This is a genomic window from Streptomyces sp. APSN-46.1 (assembly GCF_022815725.1).
GTDB lineage: Bacteria > Actinomycetota > Actinomycetes > Streptomycetales > Streptomycetaceae > Streptomyces.
Window position 1 is genome coordinate 1,005,036 of the sequence record NZ_JALGRF010000001.1, and the last position, 22,193, is coordinate 1,027,228.

The window sequence follows — 22,193 nt, forward strand, 5'->3', positions numbered from 1 at the left end:
CACCCCACGCCCGCATCACGCATCGACGAGAGGACCCATCGGGTGCCCCAGCTGCGCCAGCCGGACGGACGCTCCGCCAACCCCGTGATCCCCGGCCTCCACCCCGACCCCAGCGTCTGCCGTGTCGGCGACGACTACTACCTGGCCTGCTCCAGCTTCGAGTACTTCCCCGGCGTACCCCTCTTCCACAGCCGCGACCTGATGCACTGGACGCAGATCGGCAACGCCCTGGACCGGCCTGACCAACTGCGTCTGCCCGCCTCCATGCCGTCCTCCGGCGGGATCTACGCCCCCACCCTGCGCCACCACGACGGCCGCTTCTGGTTGATCGTCACCAACTGCAGCGAGGGCGGCGGCAACCTGATCGTCACGGCCACCGACCCCGCCGGACCGTGGTCGGACCCCATCTGGGCGCCGGGTGTCCCCGGCATCGATCCCGACCTGGTCTGGGACGAGGACGGCACCTGCTGGTGCACGGTCGCCGGGGGCTCGCAGGTCCGTATCGACCCGTCCACCGGGCAGACGTACGGAACACCGCACAGGGTCTGGTCCGGCGGGCCCGGCGCCAAGGCCCCGGAGGCGCCGCACCTGTACCGGATCGGCGACTACTGGTACCTGCTCATCGCCAAGGGCGGCACCGAACGCGGCCACGCCGTGTCGATCGCCCGCGGCCGTACGCCTGCCGGCCCGTTCGAGCCGTGCCCGGCCAACCCGATCCTCACCCACCGCGGCACCGACCACCCCGTCCAGAACACCGGGCACGCCGATCTGGTCCAAGGCCCGGACGGCTCCTGGTGGATGGTCCTGCTCGGCGTCCGACCGGGCGGCGGCACGCCGGGCTGGCACGTGCTCGGCCGGGAGACCTTCCTTGCCCCCGTGACGTGGGTGGACGACTGGCCGGTCGTCGGCGAGGTCTCCCTGGACCTGCCCGAGCTCCCGTGGCCGCTCTCCCCCGGCCCCGTCGAGGAGCAGCGGGACGACTTCGAGCTCGCCGAGCTGCGACCGTTCTGGATCTCCCTGCGCGACCGGCCCGCCGAACACTGCACCACCAAGGAGCGCCCCGGCTGGCTGACCCTCCGCGCGCGGGGCAACTCCCTGGACGAACCCGACGTGGTGTTCACCGGCCGACGCCAGCAGCACCTCGCGTGCACGGCACGGACCCTGACCGACCCCTCGGAAGGTCGCGGCGGCCTTGCCGTCCGGCTCGACGAGCAGCACCACTACGCGATCGAGGTGTCCGGTACGGAGGTACAGGTCATCGCGCGCGTCGGCTCCCTGCGCGCGGTCGTGGCCGCACGGTCCGTGCCCGCCGGGCCGGTGGTCCTCGCCGTCACGATCACGGAACCGCCGTCTCCGCACGGACCGTGCACCGGACCCGACGTCGTCTCCTTCGGCGTCGAGCAGCCCGACGGCACGTTCAGCAAGCTCGCGACCCTCGACGGCCGCTACCTGTCGACCGAGGTCGCCGGCGGCTTCACCGGCCGCGTCATCGGCATGTACGCCGCGGAAGGCACCGTCCACTTCGACTGGTTCGCGTACGAGCCCGTCGACGGCTGAACCAGGCCCCCTCCCGCACGACCGACCGAAAGGCATGACACATGAAGGACATACGGCAGCCCGCGCAGCACCGCAGCCGGGGCCCAGGCCGCCTGGCCGCCCTGCTGCTGACGCTGGTCGTCATGGTGGGGCTGACCGGCGGCACCGCGCTGGCCGCGCCCGGCGCCTACCGGAAGCCGTCGTGGCCGGTGGTCTGGGTTCCGGACAACCCCGTGGACGCCGTCGCGCAGATGCAGCCCAGCTGGAACCTGGGCAACACCCTGGACGCCATCCCGGACGAGGGGTCCTGGGGCAACGGGCAGACCACCAAGGCGACGTTCGACACCATCGCCGCGCAGGGGTTCCGCAGCGTCCGTATCCCGGTGACCTGGAGCGGCCACCAATCCGCCACCGCGCCGTACACCATCGACGCCACGTACATGGCCCGCGTCAAGCAGCTCGTCGACTGGGCGTTGGCCGACGGCCTGTACGTGGTGCTCAACGTCCACCACGACTCGTGGATGTGGGTCGAGAAGATCACGAGCGACCACGACAACGTGCTGGCCCGGTTCAACTCCACCTGGTCCCAGATCTCCACGACCTTCCGTGACGCGCCGCGCACTCTGATCTTCGAGGGCATCAACGAGCCGAGCTTCGCCAACGCCACGGACGCGCAGAAGGTCTCCTACCTGAACGAGCTGCAGACCTCGTTCCACTCCGTGGTCCGCGCTTCGGGCGGCGCGAACGCGAGCCGCATGTTGTCGCTGACCACGCCGGGCGGCAGTGGTGACCAGATCCACCTGGACAACCTGTACACCACGATCGCCGCGCTGAAGGACCGTCAGCTCATTGCGCAGGTGCACTTCTACAGCTGGTACCCGTTCAGCGTGAACGTCGCGGGCGGCACCCTGTACGACGCCGTCGCGCAGAAACACCTGGAGGATTCCTTCGCCAACATGCACCGCACCTTCGTCGCCAAGGGCATCCCGCCCTATCTCGGGGAGTACGGTCTGCTCGATTACCCGAACCACTTCCACCCCTCCCGCGTCGAGCGGGGCGAGGCGCTGAAGTATTTCGAGCATGTGGGCCACGGGGCGCGCAGGTACGGCATCACCACCGCCCTGTGGGACCCGTTCGCCTACCTGAACCGCGATACCCTCCAGTGGCGTGACCCGGCCCTGTTCGCCGTGATCAAGTCGAGCTGGACCACCCGCTCGGGCACGGCCTCCTTCGACAAGGTTTTCGTGCCGAAGTCCAGCCCGGTCACCGCCAAGTCGCTCACCTTGAACCTCAACGGCACCAGCTTCCGAGGCGTGTGGCGGGGCGGCACCAAGCTGGTCGCCGGACGGGACTACACCGTCTCCGGCAACCAGCTGACCTTCACCGCCGAGGCGCTGATCCGCCTGGTCGGCAACCGCGCCTACGGCGTCAACTCGACGCTCCAGGCCCGGTTCACCCGTGGGCTGCCCTGGAACATCGACATCGTCACCAACGACGTCCCGACGGTGTCGGACGCCACCGGCACCACCGGCTCGTTCTCCGTCCCCACCCAGTACCGGGGCAACGACCTGGCGACCATGCACGCCACGTACGCCGACGGCACCAACGCCGGCCAGACCGACTGGACTCCGTTCCAGGAGTTCAACAAGGCCTTCTCGCCCGACTACCCGAACGGGACGATCATCCTGACCCCCGAGTTTCTCAACGCGCTCCGCGACGGGGAACCGGCGACGTTGGTCTTCCACTTCTACAGCGGCGCCACCGTCACCTACCACGTCATCAAGTCCGGAAGCTCGGTCACCGGCACGCTCTCCTGACCTGCCGCGCCCTCGCCCTGGCCGCCCGCACCCCCGGGCGGCCAGGGCGGGGGAAAGGCGCGTCGAAGTGGCGCGGCGCGGCGCGTCGAAGCGCTTCGACGCAAGGATGGACACACGCCCAGGCTGACGATAGGGTCAGCGTACATTTCGCGCGTAAACGATACGCGCACACTGTCGAAGCGTTTCACAAGCTGGGAGAGCTGGATGGTAACCCTCGTCGAGGTCGCCCAGCACGCCGGAGTGTCGGCGAGCACGGTGAGCTATGTCCTCAGCGGCAAGCGGTCCATCTCCGCGAACACCCGACTGCGGGTCGAGCAGAGCATCCGCGAGCTGGGATACCACCCGAACGCGGGCGCGCGGGCCCTGGCGAGTAGCAGGTCGAACATCATCGCGCTGATGGTTCCGCTGCGCACCGACATGTATGTGCCGGTGATGATGGAGATCGCCATCGCGGTCGCCACGACGGCCCGGACGCACGGGTACGACGTGCTGCTGCTGACCGGCGAGGAGGGTCCCGACGCCGTCCGCCGCGTCACCGGCAGTGGGCTCGCCGACGCGATGATCCTGATGGATGTCGAACTCGACGACGAGCGCCTGCCGCTGCTGCGCGGCACCGACCTGCCGTCCGTGCTGATCGGACTGCCCGCCGACACCTCAGGGCTGACCTGCGTCGACCTCGACTTCAAAGCCACCGGCGCATTGTGCGTCGAGCACCTGGCGATGCTCGGCCACCGCGACATCGCTGTCATCGGCGAGGCCCCCGCGGTCTACGAACGGCACACCGGCTTCGCCGAGCGCACCCTCGACGGACTCCGCTCCCGGGCACGGGATTTGGGCATCAGGATGCTGCACCGGCCGTGCGAGGGCGGCTACGACGCGATGGCCGTCACCCTCGCCCGCATCCTCGACGAGCGCCCGGGCACCTCCGGGTTCGTCGTGCAGAACGAGCAGGCGGTCGAGCCGCTGCTCGCCCTGCTGCGCCGGCAGGGCCGCGCCGTGCCCGAGGACGTGTCGGTGGTCGCGATCTGCCCGGACCCGGTGGCCGTCCAGGCCTCGGTGCGCCTGACGTCGGTCTCCATCCCCGCGCAGGAGATGGGCCGGCACGCGGTGGAGCGTCTGGTCGCCAAGCTCGACGGCTGCGGCACCGATGAAGTCGTGCTCATCGCACCCGAGTTGACGGTACGGGAGAGTACCGGGTCGGCACCCTCCGCCGCCTCCTGACCCCTACAGCTTCGTTCCGGCACCCCGTGGAGAACCTGAACGCACCCTGATGTCGTGTCAGCCTCCGCTGACGGTCAGGTTGTTGGTGGTGAAGTTCAGCCCGCCGGACGACGAGGTGATCTCATAGCCGAACTGGACGTCGCCGATGGTCTCGTTGCCGGGCATCCAGCCCTTGGTGTGCGCGATCCAGTTGAGGATCGGCTTGACGTCCACGGTGCCGGAGTTCGAGTCGGACGTCCGCAGGAACGAGAACACCTGGTTCGACCCGTTGGTGCCCTTGTAGACGTTCCAGTTGTGGCCGCCGACCGTGACGTTGGCCTGCCAGGTGCCGATCGGGCCGACGGCTCCGTTGTAGTTGACCCAGAGCATGATCTCGTACTGGTGGTCGGTGTCCCAGATGTCGTACGACGTGTTGTACGCGCCGGACGAAGGGACGCTGACGTTGTAGTTGCTGGTGAGCCGGCCGAGGGAGTCGATCGTCTTGTTGATCGTTTTCGTTGAGTTGGGGTAGGACTTGATGCCGCCGGTGTTGGGGTGGTTGGCCCACACACCCCAGCCGGTCCCGGAGTTTGCCCAGAGGCACTGGCTGCCGGTGCCGGAGCCCCAGACGTTGTTGTAGAGCTTGTAGCCGTCCAGGCTGGTGCTGCCCCATTGGTCGCAGGAGTTCCAGACTGCTGCCGAAGCGGGAGCGGAGGCCAGGCCGACGGTGGCACCGAGAGCCATCGCCGGCGCCAGCACCGCCATGGTGATTTTACGTATCGCGCTTGTGACCATGGTGTCCCTTCCATGGGTGGGGGGAGATTGTGGGGGTGCTACCACGGCCCCTGGCGGAGGACGTGGTCCTCTCCGGCGACGCGATCGACCTGCTGCGTCACCGGAAGAAGTCCTGACGCCGATGGCCGGAGCACCGCCACGCCGTAGCGGCCGAGGGTCACCCGGTCGGTGACGGCCGTCCCCGTCAGGAGGTCGTGGTGGGTGCCGGGCACCTCGACGGTCACCGGCTCGCGGCCGTGGTTGAGCACGAACAGCGCCTCGCCCCGGTGGACGGCCTCGACCTGCTCGGGGAGGCCGTCGAGCACCGGCCGGACGCCCGCGCCGGAGGCGATCCCGGCCAGCAGGTCGCGCAGCGCCTCCGGCTCCGGGAGCGTGGAGACGTACCAGGCCCGGCCCTTGCGCAGGACGGCGGGCAGTCCGTCGAGTTCACCGCCTTTGTACGGCACGGTCTCCTCGGCGGTGCCGTCGGCCTCCAGTTCCTCGGACCACAGGGTTCCCCGGAAGCCCTCGCAGGTGACGGTCTCCCCCGCGTCCAGCGGCCACCACTCGTGCAGGGTGCGGATGCCGAACAGCTCGCGCAGCCGGGGATCCATGCCGCCGGCGCGGACCCGGTCGTCCTCGTCGGCGACGCCGGTCTGGAAGCCGCAGACGAGGGTGCCGCCCCGGCGGACATGGGCGAGGAGGTTGTCGATCGCCGCGTCGGTGAGCGCGTACAGCTGCGGCACGATGACCACGGAGTACGGAGTCAGGTCGTGCTCGGGGTGGGCGAAGTCGGTGGTGAGGTGCGCCTGCCAGAGGGCCCGGTGCCAGGCGCGCAGGACGTCCGGGTAGTCCACCTGGGTGGACGGGCGGCCGTCCTGGGCGCCGGCCCACCAGGCGTGCCAGTCGTGCAGGACCGCGATGTCCGCGGTGATGTTCCGGCCGGTCATCTCGGCGGCGATCCGCTCCAGCTCCGCGCCGAGCCGCTTGACCTCCTGGTACGTCCGGCCCTCCTCGCCGGCATGGCTGACCATGCCGGAGTGGAATTTCTCCGCGCCCTGACGGGACTGCCGCCACTGGAAGTAGCAGACGGCGTCGGCGCCCCGGGCCACGGCCTGGAGGGACCAGAGCCGGCCCAGGCCCCGGGGCTTGGGGTGGTTCACGCCCCGCCAGTTGACGGGCCCGGCGGCCTGCTCCATGAGCATCCACGGCCCGCGCGCCTGGGAGCGGGTCATGTCCTGGACGAGGGCGCCGCTCTGGGCGCCCAGCGGGTCGCGCGGATCCGGGTAGATGTCGACGGAGACGACGTCCTCCTCCTCGGCCCAGCGCCAGGCGTCCTGGCCGATCCACAGCGGCATGAAGTTGCTGGTGACCGGCAGGTGCGGGGTGTGGCGGCGGACGATGTCCCGCTCGGCGAGGTAGCACTCCAGGAGCATGTCGGAGGTGAAGCGCCGGAAGTCCAGCACCTGGGTGGGGTTGCGCATGCAGTGGGGCAGGCGGGGCGGCAGGATGCCGTCCCAGGTGTCGTAGCCCTGGCTCCAGAAGGCGGTGCCCCAGGCCTCGTTGAGGGCGTCGAGGGTGCCGTACTTCTCGCGCAGCCAGCGGCGGAAGGCGGCCGCGGCCTCGTCGCCGTAGTCGAAGGTGCAGTACTCGTTGTTGATGTGCCACATCGTCAGGGCCGGGTGGCCGCCGTAGCGGGCGGCGAGGTCCTCGGTGATGGCGGCGGCGAAGCGCCGGTAGGTGGCGCTGGAGTGCGAGAAGTGCTGCCGGCCGCCCCACCACTCGGTGCGGCCGTCCTCGGTGACGGGCAGGGTGTCCGGGTGCAGCCGGCCCATCCAGGGCGGGGGCGAGGAGGTCGGGGTGGCGAGGACGACGCCGACGCCGTTCTCGTGCATCAGGTCCATCAGCGTGTCCAGCCGGCCGAACTCCCGGGCGCCGGGCTCGGGTTCCAGCGTCGACCAGGAGAAGACACCCAGGGTGACCGAGTTGACCCCGGCCGCCTTCATCAGCCGGACGTCCTCCTGCCAGGTCTCCTCGGGCCACTGCTCCGGGTTGTAGTCGCCGCCGAAGAGCAGACGGCCGCGTGTCGCGTCACTCAGGCCGGGCATCAGACGAGCTCCCCGTACTGCACGCCGCGCCCGTTGGTGGCGAGGTAGACCCGGCCGTGGACGCGCGGATCGCCGGTGATGGCCGCGCCGGTCCATCCCCACCGGTGCTGGTCGTCGTTGATCCGCGTCCAGGTCCTGGCCTCGTCGTCGGAGCGGTAGACGGCGTTGAAGTCCTCGATCCCGCCGGCCATGTAGATCGCCGGGTACGAGGCGCCCTTGGCGGCCTTGCCGAAGCCCAGGGTGTGCGAGGCCCGGCAGCTGCCGACCTTGGTGAAGCCGGCGCCGTCGCTCGTCGCCCCGCCGGGCTTCACCGGAGTGACTTCGGTCCACTTGGCGTCGGCGGTGCCCAGTTGGTGCACGCTGCCGTCCGATTGGCCGTTGGGGCCAGGGGAGTTCGCGTACGTCACGTACAGCTCGCGGGTGTGGCGGTCGTACGCGGCGCGGATCGGCACCTTCGCGGCGGCGCCGGTGGGCTGCCCGGGGACGGGCTCCCAGGTCTTTCCGTCGGACGTGCGGTACAGGTTGGGGTGGTCGGCGGTGCCGTCGGAGTCGCCCCAGCCGGCGTAGACGCTGTGGCCCGCGGCGACGAGGAGGGTGATGCCCTGGCCGGTGGCGCTCGGGGTGGCCGGGAAGCTCACGGCCTTCCAGGTCGCGCCCCGGTCGGTCGACTTGAGCAGCCCGTCGTGCCGGGTGCCGAGCCACAGGGTGTCGCCGCTGCGTGGGTCGACCAGCAGCCGTTCACCACATCCACGCCCGTCCTCGTTGGTGCCGAACCGCACGGTGAGGTCGGTACGCTTCCAAGTGGCCCCCCGGTCCTCGGAGCGCAGCACGGCCCCGTTGCCGGCCCAGGACTGGGTGTAGGTGCCGAGGGTGAGATAGACACGGCCCGGGTGGGCGGGGTCGACGGCCATGGCCTCGACGCCGAGGAGGTTCCAGTCGTCCCAGCCGAGGTGGTCGGTCAGCGGGATCCAGCGGTCGGTCCGGTCGTCCCAGCGGTAGGCGCCCCCGATGTCGGTCCGGGCGTAGGCGAGCCCCCGCACCGACGGGTGGAACAGCACGCCGGTGATGAACCCGGTGCCGCCCATGACGGCATTGCGCCACCGGTAGCCGCTCTTCGCGACGGCAGCGGGAGCGGGAGCGGCGGCCTGAGCCTGCCCCGAAATCGTCGGCAGGGAGACGAGCGCGGCAGCGGAACCGGCAAGAATGGAGCGTCGGCTGAGGTGAAACGTGCTCATGACATACCTCGGTCGCTACGAAGGGGGAAGTCGAGCTGGGATCCATAGGGCTTCAGCCCTTGATGGCGCCGGTGAGCATGCCCTTCTTGAAGTGCTGCTGGACGAAGGGGGAGGCGATCGCGACGGGGATCAGCGCGAGGACCAAGACGGCCATCTGCAGCCCCAGGGCGGAGAGTTGGCCGGTGCGGACCGCCTGCTGGAGGCCGGTCGGCGCCTCGGTGTTCTTCTGGACCAGTTGGATGAGCACGTTCTGCAGCGGCATCATCTCCTGGTCGGTGAGGTAGAGGGAGGCGTTGAACCAGGCACTCCAGTAGCCGACCGCGTAGAACAGCGAGATGACGGCCAGCACCGCGCGCGACAGCGGCATGATGATGGTCAGCAGGATGCGCAGGTCGCCGGCCCCGTCAATGCGGGCGGACTCGGTGAGTTCGGGTGAGATCCCCATGAAGAAGGCCCGCAGGACGAGGATGTTGAAGATGCTGACCGCGCTCGGCAGGATCAGCGACAGGTAGCTGTCGGTGAGGCCCAGCGACTGCACCAGAAGGTACGTCGGAATGAGCCCGGCCCCGAAGAACATGGTGGCCATCATGGTCATCAGGAAGTACCGGTGCCCCAGACTCCCCGGCCTGGACAGCCCGTAGGCCGCGAGCACCGAAACCGTCATGGAGAACAGGGTGCCGAAGAGCGTGACACCGACCGAGACCATGATCGCCCGGCTGACCTGGCCGCCGCTGAGCAGCTCGGTGTAGTTGACGAAGGTGATGCCCTGGGGAATCACGACGAGGCCGCCGACCCGGTCGATCACGGGTTTGGGAGAGAGGCTGGTGACGATCACGATCCACAGCGGAGCGAGCACCCCCAGGCAGCAGAGCAGGAGGAAGCCGCTCTTGGCGGTGAGTCCTGCCTTGCTCGGCGGCTCCTCCCACGTGGGGCGGGCGGGAGCCTTGAGGCTGCGGATGAGCTGCGTGTTGAGGCTCACTTCTTGTACACCCCCTGCTCGCCGAGCAGGTGCGCGAACTTGTTCGCGCCCAGGACGAGGCAGACTCCGATGGCGCCCTTGACGAGGCCGACCGCGGCCGCGTAGCTGAAGTCGCCGTTCTGGATGCCCATGTTCCATACGTACGTATCGAGGACCTCGCTGGCCCCCGCGCCGACCGCGTCCCGCTGGAGCAGGAACTGCTCGAACCCGACGCTCAGCGCGTCGCCCACCCTGAGCACCAGCAGCAGCGCGATCACCGGGCGCAGCGCGGGCAGCGTCACATGCCACATGCGCCGCCAGCGCCCCGCGCCGTCCATGGCTGCCGCCTCGTACAGGTCGGTGCTGACGGCGGACAGGGCGGCGAGGAAGACGATGATCCCCCAGCCGGCGTCCTTCCACACGGCCTGCGCGGTGACCAGGTACTTGAAGAGGTCCGCGTCGGTCATCAGGTCGAAGCCGCTCCACCCGTGGTCCTGGAGGGTCTGGGCGATGATGCCCGCGCCGCCGAAGATCTGCTGGAACACGGTGACCACGAGGACCCACGAGAAGAAGTGCGGCAGATACATGATCGCCTGCGCCACGGCCCGGGCCCGGGGCCGGATCACGCTGTTGATGAGCAGGGCGAGAGCGATGGGGACCGGGAAGAACAGCACCAGTTGGAGCGCGAACAGGACGAGGGTGTTCTTCGTGGCGCTCCAGAACAGCGGGTCGTCGACCATTCGCGAGAACTGCTCGACGCCGACCCAGGGGCTGTGGAAGATCGCCGTGATGCCGTTGCTTGAGACGTACGGATCGTAGTCCTGGAAGGCGACGATGTTGCCGAGCAGCGGGACGTAGTTGAAGAGCAGGAGCAGGACGATGACGGGCAAGGTCATCAGGATGAGCGCGCGGTCGCGGCGCAGCCGGATCCCGAACGGAACCTTGCCGGCCTTGCTCGTCCCGCGCGGCGCCCGCACCTTCGCCCCCGCGGTGGCGACCGCGACCGTCGGCTCCTCGACGGCCGCGGGGGGACGAGTCCCGTCGCGCCTGCTCCCGGCCGTGAGAGACATCAGTTGCCGCTGCCGTTCTTGTCGATGAGCTCCTTGTACCAGTCGCGCAGCTTGTCGCCGCCGGAGGACCTCCAGGTGGAGATGGCGGCCTGCACGTCGGACAGCTTCCTGTTGCCCCGCACGTAGTCGATCTCCAGCTGCTCGAACTGGCTGGCGAGGTTGGCGTACTGGGTGGGCTCGACGACGGTCATGCCGTACGTGGACGTCTTCTTCATGAAGGCCCCCATCCGCTGCTGCCACTCGACCTGCTTGCGGGCGACGTCGGGGAAGTCGGGGTGGGCGTAGTAGGGAGCCGGGGTCGCCAGCATCGACCAGGCGTTGATCACCTCGGAATTGCCCTGGTCGTTCTTGACCGGGACGCCGTCCTTGACGGTGTAGTGGGTACCCTCCACGCCGTAGTCGACGAGCATCCGCTCCTTGGTGCCGTAGGGCGCGGCCGAGAAGTTGGCGGCGGCCAGCGCGTTCTCCACGGCCTCCTTCGAGGCGCCCTTGCTGATCAGCGACCAGATGGTGGCGGGTTGGGACGACCACAGCGCGGGGTTGCCGCCGTCGGCGCCGAAGTAGTCCATGCCCTCGATCTGGAAGTCCGGGTTGGACTGGGCCTGTTCGGCGGTCTTGACGTACCAGGCGGACATGTCACCGTTGAAGACCAGGATCTGTCCGGAGGTGAACCGCTGGCCCGCGTCGCCTGAGCGCGCCTTGTCGTCGGGATGGACCACGCCGGCGTCGAACACCTTGCGGCTCCACTCCAGGGCCTCGAGGTACTCGGGCTGCTCGATGCGGTAGGTCAGCTTGCCGTCGTCCCCGATGTTCCAGCCGAGCGTCCCGGAGGGGCGGACGCCGAAGAGGCCGGCCGAGATCCAGCTCATGTCACCGCATGCGTACACGTTGGCCTTGGCGCTGGTGGCGTCCTTGGCCCAACTGAGGAACTCATCGGCCGACTTGGGGACGGAGTATCCCTTCTTGTCGAAGAGGTCCTTGCGGTAGTAGGGCACGATGAAGTTCGCGGCAGCGGCGGACATCGGGATGCCGCGCAGCGCGCCGCCGAAGATGCCCATGCGCCAGGCGTCGGACGGAATCGCGGCGAGGTTCGGGTACTTCTTGACCTTGTCGCCCGCCAGGTAGGGGCCGAGGTCCATGAACTTCGCGGTGACCGCGTTCGCGATCTTGCCGACCAGATGCCAGTTGGCCACGACCACCATGTCGGGTACGGAGCTGGAGGCGAGGACGGCGCCGAGCTTGTCGCCGTAGGTGATGCCGTCCTGGTTCTGCCAGGTGACCTTGGTGCCCGCCGCCGCGTCGACCGCCTCGTAGTACGCGCACCCGGCCTTCGGCGGGGTGCCCCAGAGCGGGGACATGATCTTGAAGGGGGCTCCGGTGCCGAGCTTGTCCGGGACCGAGGTGGCGAGGGCCGCGAGGTCGACCTTGGCGGTGTAGCCCGCCGACGAACCGTTCTTCGACGGAAGGTCCGGCTTGGCGAGCGTGCTGGCGACGTATGTCGGGAGCAGCTTGTCGGCGGCCTTGCCCGACGTGGTGCCCTCTCGCGACCCGCCGCTGCCCGAACCGCCGCAGGCGGTGAGCAGCGGCATTCCCCCGGCCACCGCTGCGGTGGCGACCGCCGTGGAGGCGAGAAAGCTTCTCCGGCTCGGTCCGGAGGAGGCGGCATTCGGTGTCATTGCGTCAACCCTTCATGGCGCACCTGAACACCCGGCGGGGGGCCGTCGGCTGCGGTGTCGTGACTGGAACTGACGGAGCAGAAGCGGACATCCAACCACTGCGACGCGATGACAGTCGAAGCGCTTCGATGTTGCAGTGAGGTTAAGTGAACACCCATAGGCGCACAAGGGTCGCTTCCAAGATTCACCGGAGGCCTGGAGGGGAAACTCTCCGTATGTCCTGCTTGATGTAAGGGTGCTGAAAGGGCATTGATCTCTTGACACCCGCCCTGGTGTCTGCTGAGCATCGAAGCGCTTCGAAAGCATTCGCCGCTCCCTCTCAAGGGGATCCCACGTGTCCGCACACTCGCCGCACACACCACCACCTTTCCGCGATCCGCAACTGCCTTTCGCGAAGCGCATCGACGACCTCTGTCGCGGCTCGCCCTCGATGAGAAGATCGGATTCCTGCACCAGTTCGCGCCCGCCGTGGAGCGGCTCGGCGTCGCCGCGTTCCGCACCGGCCAAGAGGCCCTGCACGCCTTCCCCGGGTACGGCCGGGCCCCACGACTACGCCACGGTGAGCGCCCCGTCACCGCGGCTGCCGGTGCGCACGACGTCCGTCTCGGACTGCGCGGCCCGGTGCGGCTCGCGCGCGTCGCCTGCTCCGTCTGAGGTCCGCATCGATGAGAGCACGTGAGACGGGGTGGCGTGGCTTGTGCCCGCCACCCCGGGACGCTCAGCCGATCTTGCTGATGTTCCAGTTCTGCGCGGGGCCGCCGTTGGCGGACCACTGGATGACCGGGCTCCCGTCCCCGCTCGCGTAGCCGTTGTCCAGCACCTTTCCGCTGTGCCGGTTGGTGAGCCGGAACGCACCCCCGCCCAGCGCGGTGACCGCCCACTGCTGCCCCTGACCGCCGCTGTCGGTGCGCTGCGCCATCACCGCGCCGTCGGAGGTACTGCCGTTGTCGTCGAGTGCCTTTCCGCTGCGCGCACAGACCAGTTTGTAGTAGCCGTGGCCCAGGTCGGTGACCGTCCACTGCTGCGGGGAGCCTCCGTTGGGGGTCCACTGGATGACCTGGCCGCCCTCGGCGGTGATGTTGCCGTTGTCGAGGGCCTTGCCGTTCTGAGCGCTGACCAGCCGGTAGACGCCGCCCGCGAGGACCGCCGGCATGCCGCTCACCTCCACGCAGACCACGGAGTCGCTCGCGTCGGGCGCTGTGGGCGGCACGCTGACGTTGATCTGGCCGCCGCTGACCGTGTAGGCGAGCGAAACCGAGGGATTGTTCATCAAGTAGACGCGGCTGATCGTGTTGTGGACCGCCGGGATCTGCAGGGTGCCGCCCGTCGGCCACGTGAAGACGTGGGCGAAGAGCTTGCCGTTCTTCTTGGTGATCCTGCCCCAGGACGGCTCGGCCGCGAAGGGGCTGCCGCTGGTACCGTGGATGCTGTCGGCGTGGGTGGCCATCCAGGAGGCGAGCCCGCCCAGCACGGTCGTCGTCGCGGCGGTCACGGTGCCGTCCCCCTTGGGGCCGATGTTGAGCAGGTAGTTGCCGTCCCGTGAGACGACCGTGACCATCTCCTGGATGATGTCCTTCACGGGCCTGTAGTTGTTCTCGGCCCAGTCGGTGTAGCCCCACTGACCGTTCATGGTGGCGCAGGTCTCCCACGGCCGGTCCAGCGGCGTGGCGGGCACGGTCTGCTCCGGGCAGGCGAAGTCACCCAGACCGAGGTCCCGCTTGACACGTTCGTTGACGACGAGTCCGGGCCTGCGGGCCATCAGCCAGCTGTAGAGGTCCTCGCCGTCGGCCTTGGTCCACCAGTCGGTGAGCGTGGGGCCGGCCGGGTTGCCGCACCAGTCGCCGTCGAACCACAGGACGGCCGGGTCGTAGCGGTCCAGCAGTTCCTGCAGCTGGGCCTTCATGTCGTTGATGTAGGCGGTGCGGGCGGTCTGCGAGGACATGTCGGAGAAGAGGGTGCCCCGGTTGATGGTCTGGGAGCGGTGGCTCCAGTCCAGGATCGAGTAGTAGAGCCCGAACTTGACGCCCCGCTTCTCGCACTCGGTCTTCAGCTGGGCCAGCAGGTCGGGCTGGAAGCCGTTGTAGTCGCGCAGGTTGTACTGCTTGGTGCCGGTGGTGTCGGTGAAGCCCGCGACGTTGGAGTCCCACATCGCATAGCCCTCGTGGTGCTTGGCGGTGATCACGAGGTACTTCATGCCGGCGTTCCTGGCCAGTTCGGCGATGGTGGCGGCGTTGAAACTGCTCGGGTTGAACGGGGTGGTCACCTGGGTCTGGTAGTCGGCCTTGTTCCAGTTCTCGGTGGAGAACGCCCACTCGCCGTGGCCGCGGTAGGAGTAGGACCCGAAGTGGATGAACATGCCGAACCTGGCCTGGTACCACCAGTCCAGCTTCGAGGGGACGGTGTAGGCCTGGGCGGTGGCGGGCCACAAGGCCTGCGGCAGACCGAACGCCGCGGCGCCGCCGGCGAGGGCAGCGGCCTTGATCAGGGAGCGTCGGCTGAGGGGGGAGGAGGACATCGTTCGACTCCTGGAAATGGATGGACATGGACTAGGGATGGCGAAACGTTTCAGTGAGTGACGGGGCACCGCACCGGGCGCTATGCGTCCACCACCAGGACGATGTCCAGGGTCCTGGGCCCGTGCACGCCCTCGACACGCTCCAGCTCGATGTCACTGGTGGCCGAGGGGCCGGAGATGAGCGTGAGCGGCCGGCAGGGGTCGAGCCGGCTCAGCGCCTCGGGCACGTCGGGGACGATCTGGTCCACCCGGACCACGCAGACGTGCTGGTCCGGCAACAAGGTGAGGGCCCTGCGCCCCTGGCCGGGTCCGTGGTCGAGGATCACCGTGCCGGTGACGGCGATCGCGGTGGCGACAGTGGTGACCACGGCGTCCGCCCCGTCGAGTTGTCCCACCGTCAGCGGCGGAGCGTCGTCCAGCCGCGACCAGGGCCCCTCCGGGACCAGGTCCTCGGGAAACCCGGGCGGCACCACCAGGGACCGTGCTCCCGTGCGGGCCAGCGCGCGCCCGACCGCCGCCGCCGCATCGGCCGCCGGAACGCGGACCACCGTGGCGCGGTACTCGGCGGCGCGCTCGGCGAACAGCCCGACGACGTCCGGTCCCGCGTGGTCGGAGCGTGGAGTGGCCGGGAGCGGTATGTCGTCGGGGTCCTCCGATCCGGGCACCCCGGCCAGGGCTCCCCGCACCGCGCTCAGGACGGTCTCACGGCCGTTCATCGTCGTCCCTTCCCCTCCGCCGTCGTACGGCTGTCCTCGTTCGTGGGTGTTCTCGTACGGCGCCACCAGGCACGCAGCGACTCCTGGGCCGGCGCGGGTGTGTCACGGGTGGCGGACCAGCGGGCGAACGGACCCGGCAGGGCGCCGATCCGGCCGTCACGGGCCACCAGCCGGGCTCCGAAGGCGGCGAGTCGCTGGGCTGCCGCCAGCCTCCGCGGGGACGCCAGGACCGCGCCGGCGGCCTTCATGGCCAGCGCCTCGGGGGTGGGCAGCAGCCGGTCCCGGCGCTTGGCCTCCACGGCCTCCGCGCGCAGATGGACCAGCACCTCGGGAATGTCGATCTTCACGGGGCAGGCGTCGTAGCAGGCGCCGCAGAGGGTCGAGGCGAAGGGCAGGGAGGCCGCGTTCTCGATGCCGACGAGCTGCGGGGTCAGTACGGCGCCTATCGGGCCGGGGTAGACGGATCCGTAGGCGTGGCCGCCCGTGCGCTCGTACACCGGGCAGACGTTCAGGCACGCCGAGCAGCGGATGCAGGCGAGGGCCTGGCGGCCCACCTCGTCGGCCAGCGTCGCGGTGCGGCCGTTGTCGAGGAGGACCAGGTGGAAGTTCCTGGGGCCGTCGCCCTCGGTGACGCCGGTCCACAGGGAGGTGTACGGGTTCATGCGCTCGCCCGTCGAGGAGCGGGGCAGGAGCTGGAGGAAGACGTCCAGGTCGGCGAAGGACGGCAGGACCTTCTCGATGCCCATCACGGTGATCAGCGTCTCGGGCAGGGTCAGGCACATCCGCCCGTTGCCCTCCGACTCCACCACCACCACCGTTCCGGTGTCGGCGGCGGCGAAGTTGGCACCCGAGACGGCCACCTTGGCCCGCAGGAACTTCTCCCGCAGGTGGAGCCGGGCCGCCTCGGCGAGATCGCGGGGATCGTCGGAGAGCCCTTCGGGAGCCGGCCTTCCCCACTCCCCCATCTCCCGCCGGAAGATCTCCCGGATCTCGGAGCGATTGCGGTGGATGGCCGGCACCAGGATGTGGGACGGGCGATCGCGGCCCAACTGCACGATGAGTTCGGCGAGATCGGTCTCGTAGGAGCGGATGCCTGCGTCGGCGAGGGCCTCGTTGAGGCCGATCTCCTGGGTCGCCATCGACTTGACCTTGACGACCTCACGCGTTTCATCGTCACTGCCGCCCGTTGCCCGCACCAGGTCGGTGACGATGCGGTTGGCCTCGGCGGCGTCCGCCGCCCAGTGGACCACTCCGCCCGCGGCGGTCACCGCCTTCTCCAGGCGAAGGAGATGGTGGTCGAGGTGGCGCAGGGTGTGACGTTTGACGGCTGCGGCCGTCTCCCGGAGTTCCTCCCAGTCCTCCAGTTCGGCGGCGACCGCCAGCCGCTTGTCCCGGATGGTGCCGGTCGCCCGGCGCAGGTTCGCCCGCAGTTGGGTGTCCGCGAGCGCGGTACGCGCCGCCTGGGGGAAGGCCGGCGTGCCCAGCCATACGACGTTGTCGGCGCCGCTCACCGTACGTCCCCTTCCGCGGAGGCCAGGATCTCGGCCAGGTGCATCGTGCCGACGCCGGTACGCAGGCGGGACAGGCCGCCGCCGATATGCGTGAGACAGGAGTTGTCGCCCGCGCACAGGAACTCGGCCCCGGTGCCGAGGACATGGCGCATCTTGTCGGCGAGCATGGCGTTGGACACGTCCGCGTTCTTCAGCGCGAAGGTGCCGCCGAAGCCGCAGCAGGTCTCGGCGGCGGGCAGTTCGACGAGGTCGATGCCCTGCACGGCGCGCAGCAGCCTGAGCGGCCGGTCGCCGACGCGGAGCATGCGCAGCGAGTGGCAGGTCGGGTGGTAGGTGACGCGGTGCGGGAAGTACGCGCCGACGTCGGTGACGCCGAGGACGTCGACGAGGAGTTCCGACAGCTCGTACACCGTCGGCGCCACTCGCTCGACCTCCTCGGTGAGGGTGGCGTCCCCGTACTGGGCGGCCACCACCCGGTGGTGCTCGCGCACCATGCCCGCGCAGGACCCGGAGGGAGCGACGACGGCATCGTAGCCCGCGAAGACCTCGGCGAAGCGGCGCACCAGGGGCAGGGTCTCGGGCCGGTAGCCGGTGTTGAAGTGCATCTGGCCACAGCACGTCTGGCCCTGCGGGAACTCCACGGTGTGGCCGAGGCGTTCCAGCAGTGCGGTCACCGCCCGGCCGGTGCGGGGGAACATCGTGTCGTTGAAGCACGTGATGAAGAGGGCTATGCGCATGGGGTTTCCTGGGGCGGGTCCGGGGGTGCCGTGAGGGTCAGGCCGTAGGTCCGCACAGCCGTGCCGGTGAAGACTTCGCGGCGCTCGGCCGGGCTGAGCTCGGCCGTCATGTCGTCGGCGGCGGCGACGACTTCGGCGTAGGTGGCGGCGAGGCGGCAGACGGGCCAGTCGGAGCCGAACATCAGCCGCCCGGGACCGAAGGCGGCCAGGACGGTGTCGGCGTACGGCCTCAGGTCATCGACCGTCCAGGAGCCCCAGTCGGCCTCGGTGACCATGCCCGAGAGTTTGCAGACGATGTTGGGGAGGGCGGCGAGGCGTCTGATCTGCTCCGCCCAGGGAGCGAGTTCGCCGGACGCGATGGGCGGCTTGCCGAGGTGGTCGAGGACGAAGGTGAGGCCGGGCAGGCGCTGCGCGGCCTCGGCGGCGGCCGCGAGTTGGTACGGCTTCACCACGAGGTCGTAGACGAGCCCCGCCCCGGCGATCGCGGTCAGGCCGCGCAGTACCTCCGGGCGCACGAGCCAGCGGGGGTCCGGCTCGCCCTGCACCTGGTGGCGCATCCCCACCAGGTGCTCCCCGCCGGGTCCGGCGCGCAGCCCGGCGAGCGTGTCGTCGACGTCGGGTGCGGTGAGGTCGGTCCAGCCGACGACCCCGGTGACCAGGTCGCTGCGTGCGGCCATGGCCAGGAACTCGGGGGTCTCTTCCGGCACGGTGATCGTCTGCACCAGCACGGTGGCGGTGACGCCGGCCGCGCGGGCCTGCGGTGTCAGGTCGGCAAGGGTGAAGTCTCGGCGCAGTGGGGCGAGTTCGGGCCCGGTGATCCAGTCCTGGTCGCGGACGGACAGGTCCCACACGTGGTGGTGGGCGTCCACGATTCCCGGCCCGTGGTCCGCCCCGGTCACAGCTCCCACACCACCGGCAGCGAGGCGTCCGCGCCCTGCGCGGAGTAGTCGTGGACGACGTCCAGCAGCTCGGCCATCCGCGCCTGCCAGGCGATGTTGACCGGCAGCTTCTCCAGTTCGGTGATCATCGCCTGGTAGTCCTGGACCTCCAGTACGTGGAACAGGTCGGTGCCGCTGCGCCAGATCGTCCACTCGCTCACCCCCGCGGCGCGGATGGCGGCGGTCAGCTCCTCGGGCACCTGCCGGTGCGCGGCGTCGTACTCCTCGATGCGGTCGGCGCGGACCTTGGTGTGCAGGGCGACCTTCACGACGGCTCCTTCGGCGACAGCATGACTGTGGGGACGGGGGTGTCCGGGTCCAGCAGGCCCTCGGCGCGCAGCTCGTCCCACAGCGCGTCCGGGATCGGGCGCCGCAGCTGCTCCACGGCGTCGCGCACCTCCTCGGGGGAACGGGCACCGGTCAGGACGCTCGCCACGGACGGATGGCCGAACGGGAAGCGCTGCGCGGCGGCCCGCAACGGCACGCCGTGGCGCTCGGTGAGCGCCTGCAGCCGCAGTGCCCTGTCGAGCACCGGCTGCGGGGCCGGCCCGTAGTCGTAGGTGGCGCCCGGCCGGGGGGCGGTCAACAGTCCGGAGTTGAACACTCCGCCGATGACGACGCTGCGGCCGCGGGCGGCCGCCTCCGGGAGCAGTCCGGTGAGCCCGTCCTGTTCCAGGAGGGTGTAGCGGCCGGCCAGGAGCACCACGTCGATGTCGGTCTCGCGCAGGAAGCGGGCGGGCAGGGCGGACTGGTTCATGCCGATGCCGATCGCCCCGACCACACCTTCGCGACGTAGCCGCTCCAGGGCCGGGTACGCCTCGCGCAGCGCCTGCTCGGCGTGGTCGTCCGGGTCGTGCAGCAGGGCGATGTCGACGCGGTCGAGGCCGAGGCGTTCCAGGCTCGCCTCCAGGGAGCGCAGCACTCCGTCGGCGCTGAAGTCCCAGACCCGGCGGTGGATGGCCGGGACGGCGAAGCCGTGGGCGAGGTCGTCCTCGGGGCCGCTCCCCGGGCCGCCCTGCGGGCTCGGCACGAGGAGCCGGCCCACCTTCGTGGAGAGGGTGTAGGTGTCGCGGGGGCGGTCGCGCAGGGCGGCGCCGAGCCGCCGTTCCGACAGGCCCAGTCCGTAGTGGGGGGCGGTGTCGAAGGTGCGCACGCCGGCGTCCCACGCCGCGTCCACCGTGGCGTGGGCGGCCTCGTCGGTGACCGGGTGGTAGAGGTTGCCGAGGGCCGCGCAGCCCAGGGCGAGCTCCGAGACCGGTACCGCGCTGCCGCCCAGCCTGCTGGTCCTCACGACCGGGCCGCCGGGCGCTGCCGCAGTCCCTGCATGCCGCCGTCCACCGCGAGCGCGGTGCCGGTGACGGACGCCGCGGCCGGACCGGCCAGGTAGACGATGGCGGCCGCCACCTCGTCGGCGGTCACCAGACGGCCCATGGGCTGGCGGGCGCCCAGTGCGGCCCGTTCGGCCTCGGGGTCGTCGGCGGCGTCGAGCAGCCGGGCCACCCACGGGGTGTCGGCGGTGCCGGGGTTGACGCAGTTGACGCGGATGCCCTCACCGAGGTGGTCTGCGGCCATGGCCAGGGTGAGGGACAGCACGGCGCCCTTGCTGGCGGAGTACAGGGCGCGCTGCGGCAGTCCGGCGGTGGCCGCGATGGAGCAGGTGTTGACCACGGACGCGTGCGCGGACCGGCGCAGGTGGGGCAGGGCGGCGCGGGTGGTGCGGACCATGCCGAGGACGTTGACGTCCAGGACGCGGTGCCACTGTTCGTCGGGGTTGTCCTCGACGGTGCCGGCGGCGCCGATGCCCGCGTTGTTGACGAGGATGTCGATGCCGCCGAGCCGCGCGGCCGCCTCCTCCACGGCGGCGCGTACGGAGGCGTCGTCGCCGACGTCGGCCTTGAGGCCGAGCAGCGGTTCGGGTACGCCTTCCGGATCAAGGTCGAGTACGGCGACGGCCGCGCCCCGCGCCGCCAGCGCGCGGGCCGTGGCGAGCCCGATACCGGACGCGCCGCCCGTGACGAGAGCCCTGAGGCCGGTCAGTTCGGTTGGTTCGGTTGGTTCGGTCATGACACTTCCTCCTGCGCGGCGCGGTCGGCCACCCAGAACCTGCCGTCCGGGTAGAGGTACTCGGCGATGGACTCCGCACGCATGGTGGCGGAGAAGCCGGGGGCGAGCGGCGCGGTGTAGTGGCCGTCCCGGATCACCACCGGATCGATGAAGTGCTGGTGGAGGTGATCGACGTACTCGATGACGCGGTTCTCGGTGGTTCCCGAGAGGACCAGGTAGTCGAACATCGACAGGTGCTGCACCAGCTCGCACAGCCCCACTCCGCCGGCGTGCGGGCACACCGGCACCCCGAACTTCGCGGCGAGCAGCAGGATCGCGAGGTTCTCGTTGACGCCGCCGACCCGCGCCGCATCGATCTGGAGGACGTCGATGGCGCCGGCCTGGAGGAGCTGCTTGAAGACGATCCGGTTCTGCACGTGCTCGCCGGTGGCCACCTTCACGGGGGCGACGGCCTGCCGTACGGCCGCGTGGCCGAGGATGTCGTCGGGGCTGGTCGGCTCCTCGATCCAGTACGGGTCGAACCCGGCGAGCGCGTTGGTCCACGTGATCGCCTCGGCCACGTTCCACCGCTGATTGGCGTCGATGGCGATGCGGATGCCGTCACCGACGGCGGCACGGGCGGTGCGCAGCCGCCGGATGTCGTCGCTCATGTCGGCGCCGACCTTGAGCTTGATCTGCGTGAAGCCATCGGCCACGGCTTGCTTGGCCAGCCGGGTGAGCTTGTCGTCGGTGTAGCCGAGCCAGCCCGGGGAGGTGGTGTAGCCGGGATATCCGCGCTCCAGCAGGGTTGCCTCGCGTTGCGCGAGCCCCGTGCGGCCTTCATGGAGGAGCGTGAGGGCGTCCTCGGGGGTGAGGGCGTCGGCGATGTAGCGGAAGTCGACCTGGGAGACCAGCCACTCCGGCGAGGCGTGGGCGAGCAGCCGCCACAGCGGCTTGCCCTCCCGCTTGGCTGCCAGGTCCCACACGGCGTTGACCACGGCGCCGATCGCCATGTGCATCACGCCCTTCTCGGGGCCGAGCCAGCGCAGCTGACTGTCCCCGACAAGATCCCGGCTGACCGATCCCGGATCGGCGCACAGCTCCGACACGGAGCGGCCCATGACATGGGGCCGCAGTGCGTCGATCGCGGCGACCTGGACGTCGTTGCCGCGTCCGATGGTGAAGGTGAAGCCGTGTCCTTCGTGTCCGTCGCCCGCGTCGGTGCGCAGGACGACATAGGCGGCGGAGTAGTCGGGGTCCGGGTTCATCGCGTCGGAGCCGTCCAGTTCCCGCGAGGTGGGGAAGCGGACGTCGTAGGTGTCGACGGCGGTGATCCGGGCGGAGGTTGGAGTCACGGTG

The 22,193-nt window shown here is 70.0% G+C and carries 17 protein-coding genes and 2 pseudogenes; 4 read left to right on the forward strand and 15 right to left on the reverse strand.

The genetic code is table 11. The annotated features are described in order from the left end of the window. Positions 1 to 42 precede the first annotated feature (42 nt). The 3 genes from MTF65_RS04525 to MTF65_RS04535 all read left to right on the forward strand — a co-directional run bounded on the left by MTF65_RS04525 (position 43) and on the right by MTF65_RS04535 (position 4,574). Positions 43 to 1,557, forward strand: a complete 1,515-nt coding sequence (locus MTF65_RS04525) for a glycoside hydrolase family 43 protein (protein WP_243626878.1) — start codon at positions 43 to 45, stop codon at positions 1,555 to 1,557. 41 nt (positions 1,558 to 1,598) lie between these two features. Further along, positions 1,599 to 3,353 (forward strand): cellulase family glycosylhydrolase, encoded by a 1,755-nt coding sequence (locus tag MTF65_RS04530; protein WP_243626879.1) that lies wholly within the window; start codon positions 1,599 to 1,601, stop codon positions 3,351 to 3,353. 204 nt (positions 3,354 to 3,557) lie between these two features. Then, positions 3,558 to 4,574 (forward strand): LacI family DNA-binding transcriptional regulator, encoded by a 1,017-nt coding sequence (locus MTF65_RS04535; RefSeq protein WP_243626880.1) that lies wholly within the window; start codon positions 3,558 to 3,560, stop codon positions 4,572 to 4,574. A gap of 57 nt (positions 4,575 to 4,631) precedes the next feature. Here the strand turns inward: MTF65_RS04535 and MTF65_RS04540 are convergent, their stop codons facing one another. The 6 genes and pseudogenes from MTF65_RS04540 to MTF65_RS04565 all read right to left on the reverse strand — a co-directional run bounded on the left by MTF65_RS04540 (position 4,632) and on the right by MTF65_RS04565 (position 12,374). Continuing rightward, positions 4,632 to 5,348: a GH12 family glycosyl hydrolase domain-containing protein gene (locus MTF65_RS04540; RefSeq protein WP_243626881.1), complete on the reverse strand. Its 717-nt coding sequence runs from the start codon at positions 5,346 to 5,348 to the stop codon at positions 4,632 to 4,634. Positions 5,349 to 5,386: 38 nt separating this feature from the next. After that, entirely contained in the window at positions 5,387 to 7,435 is a 2,049-nt protein-coding gene (locus tag MTF65_RS04545) for a beta-galactosidase (RefSeq protein WP_243626882.1), read from the reverse strand. Positions 7,436 to 7,500: 65 nt separating this feature from the next. Continuing rightward, positions 7,501 to 8,670, reverse strand: a pseudogene (locus MTF65_RS04550) (WD40/YVTN/BNR-like repeat-containing protein); the annotation flags it as partial. Positions 8,671 to 8,722: 52 nt separating this feature from the next. Further along, entirely contained in the window at positions 8,723 to 9,649 is a 927-nt protein-coding gene (locus MTF65_RS04555; RefSeq protein ID WP_243626884.1) for a carbohydrate ABC transporter permease, read from the reverse strand. Next, positions 9,646 to 10,698 carry a sugar ABC transporter permease gene (locus MTF65_RS04560; RefSeq protein ID WP_243626885.1) on the reverse strand — a complete coding sequence of 351 codons (1,053 nt, stop codon included), beginning with the start codon at positions 10,696 to 10,698 and terminating at the stop codon, positions 9,646 to 9,648. The genes MTF65_RS04555 and MTF65_RS04560 overlap by 4 nt, the downstream gene beginning before the upstream one ends. Then, entirely contained in the window at positions 10,698 to 12,374 is a 1,677-nt protein-coding gene (locus tag MTF65_RS04565; RefSeq protein ID WP_243626886.1) for an extracellular solute-binding protein, read from the reverse strand. The genes MTF65_RS04560 and MTF65_RS04565 overlap by 1 nt, the downstream gene beginning before the upstream one ends. Before the next feature lie 334 nt (positions 12,375 to 12,708). Here MTF65_RS04565 and MTF65_RS30440 point away from each other — a divergent pair. After that, a pseudogene (locus MTF65_RS30440) lies at positions 12,709 to 12,917 on the forward strand (hypothetical protein); the annotation flags it as partial. 175 nt (positions 12,918 to 13,092) lie between these two features. Here the strand turns inward: MTF65_RS30440 and MTF65_RS04575 are convergent. The 9 genes from MTF65_RS04575 to MTF65_RS04615 all read right to left on the reverse strand — a co-directional run bounded on the left by MTF65_RS04575 (position 13,093) and on the right by MTF65_RS04615 (position 22,189). After that, positions 13,093 to 14,889: an alpha-L-fucosidase gene (locus MTF65_RS04575; RefSeq protein WP_243626887.1), complete on the reverse strand. Its 1,797-nt coding sequence runs from the start codon at positions 14,887 to 14,889 to the stop codon at positions 13,093 to 13,095. Between the two features lie 80 nt (positions 14,890 to 14,969). After that, positions 14,970 to 15,605, reverse strand: coding sequence for an LUD domain-containing protein (locus MTF65_RS04580; RefSeq protein WP_243626888.1), 636 nt, complete (start codon positions 15,603 to 15,605; stop codon positions 14,970 to 14,972). Continuing rightward, positions 15,602 to 17,116, reverse strand: coding sequence for a LutB/LldF family L-lactate oxidation iron-sulfur protein (locus MTF65_RS04585; RefSeq protein WP_243626889.1), 1,515 nt, complete (start codon positions 17,114 to 17,116; stop codon positions 15,602 to 15,604). Before MTF65_RS04585 ends, MTF65_RS04580 begins: the two co-directional genes overlap by 4 nt. Further along, a complete protein-coding gene (locus MTF65_RS04590) occupies positions 17,113 to 17,853 on the reverse strand; it encodes a (Fe-S)-binding protein (RefSeq protein ID WP_243626890.1) in 741 nt (246 codons plus the stop codon). The genes MTF65_RS04585 and MTF65_RS04590 overlap by 4 nt, the downstream gene beginning before the upstream one ends. Continuing rightward, positions 17,844 to 18,752, reverse strand: a complete 909-nt coding sequence (locus MTF65_RS04595; protein ID WP_243626891.1) for an amidohydrolase — start codon at positions 18,750 to 18,752, stop codon at positions 17,844 to 17,846. Before MTF65_RS04595 ends, MTF65_RS04590 begins: the two co-directional genes overlap by 10 nt. Beyond that, positions 18,749 to 19,060 (reverse strand): L-rhamnose mutarotase, encoded by a 312-nt coding sequence (locus tag MTF65_RS04600; RefSeq protein ID WP_243626892.1) that lies wholly within the window; start codon positions 19,058 to 19,060, stop codon positions 18,749 to 18,751. Before MTF65_RS04600 ends, MTF65_RS04595 begins: the two co-directional genes overlap by 4 nt. Continuing rightward, positions 19,057 to 20,082 carry an aldo/keto reductase gene (locus tag MTF65_RS04605; RefSeq protein WP_243626893.1) on the reverse strand — a complete coding sequence of 342 codons (1,026 nt, stop codon included), beginning with the start codon at positions 20,080 to 20,082 and terminating at the stop codon, positions 19,057 to 19,059. Before MTF65_RS04605 ends, MTF65_RS04600 begins: the two co-directional genes overlap by 4 nt. Next, positions 20,079 to 20,855 carry an SDR family NAD(P)-dependent oxidoreductase gene (locus MTF65_RS04610; RefSeq protein WP_243626894.1) on the reverse strand — a complete coding sequence of 259 codons (777 nt, stop codon included), beginning with the start codon at positions 20,853 to 20,855 and terminating at the stop codon, positions 20,079 to 20,081. The genes MTF65_RS04605 and MTF65_RS04610 overlap by 4 nt, the downstream gene beginning before the upstream one ends. Further along, a complete protein-coding gene (locus tag MTF65_RS04615; RefSeq protein WP_243626895.1) occupies positions 20,852 to 22,189 on the reverse strand; it encodes an L-fuconate dehydratase in 1,338 nt (445 codons plus the stop codon). Before MTF65_RS04615 ends, MTF65_RS04610 begins: the two co-directional genes overlap by 4 nt. Positions 22,190 to 22,193: the final 4 nt, after the last annotated feature.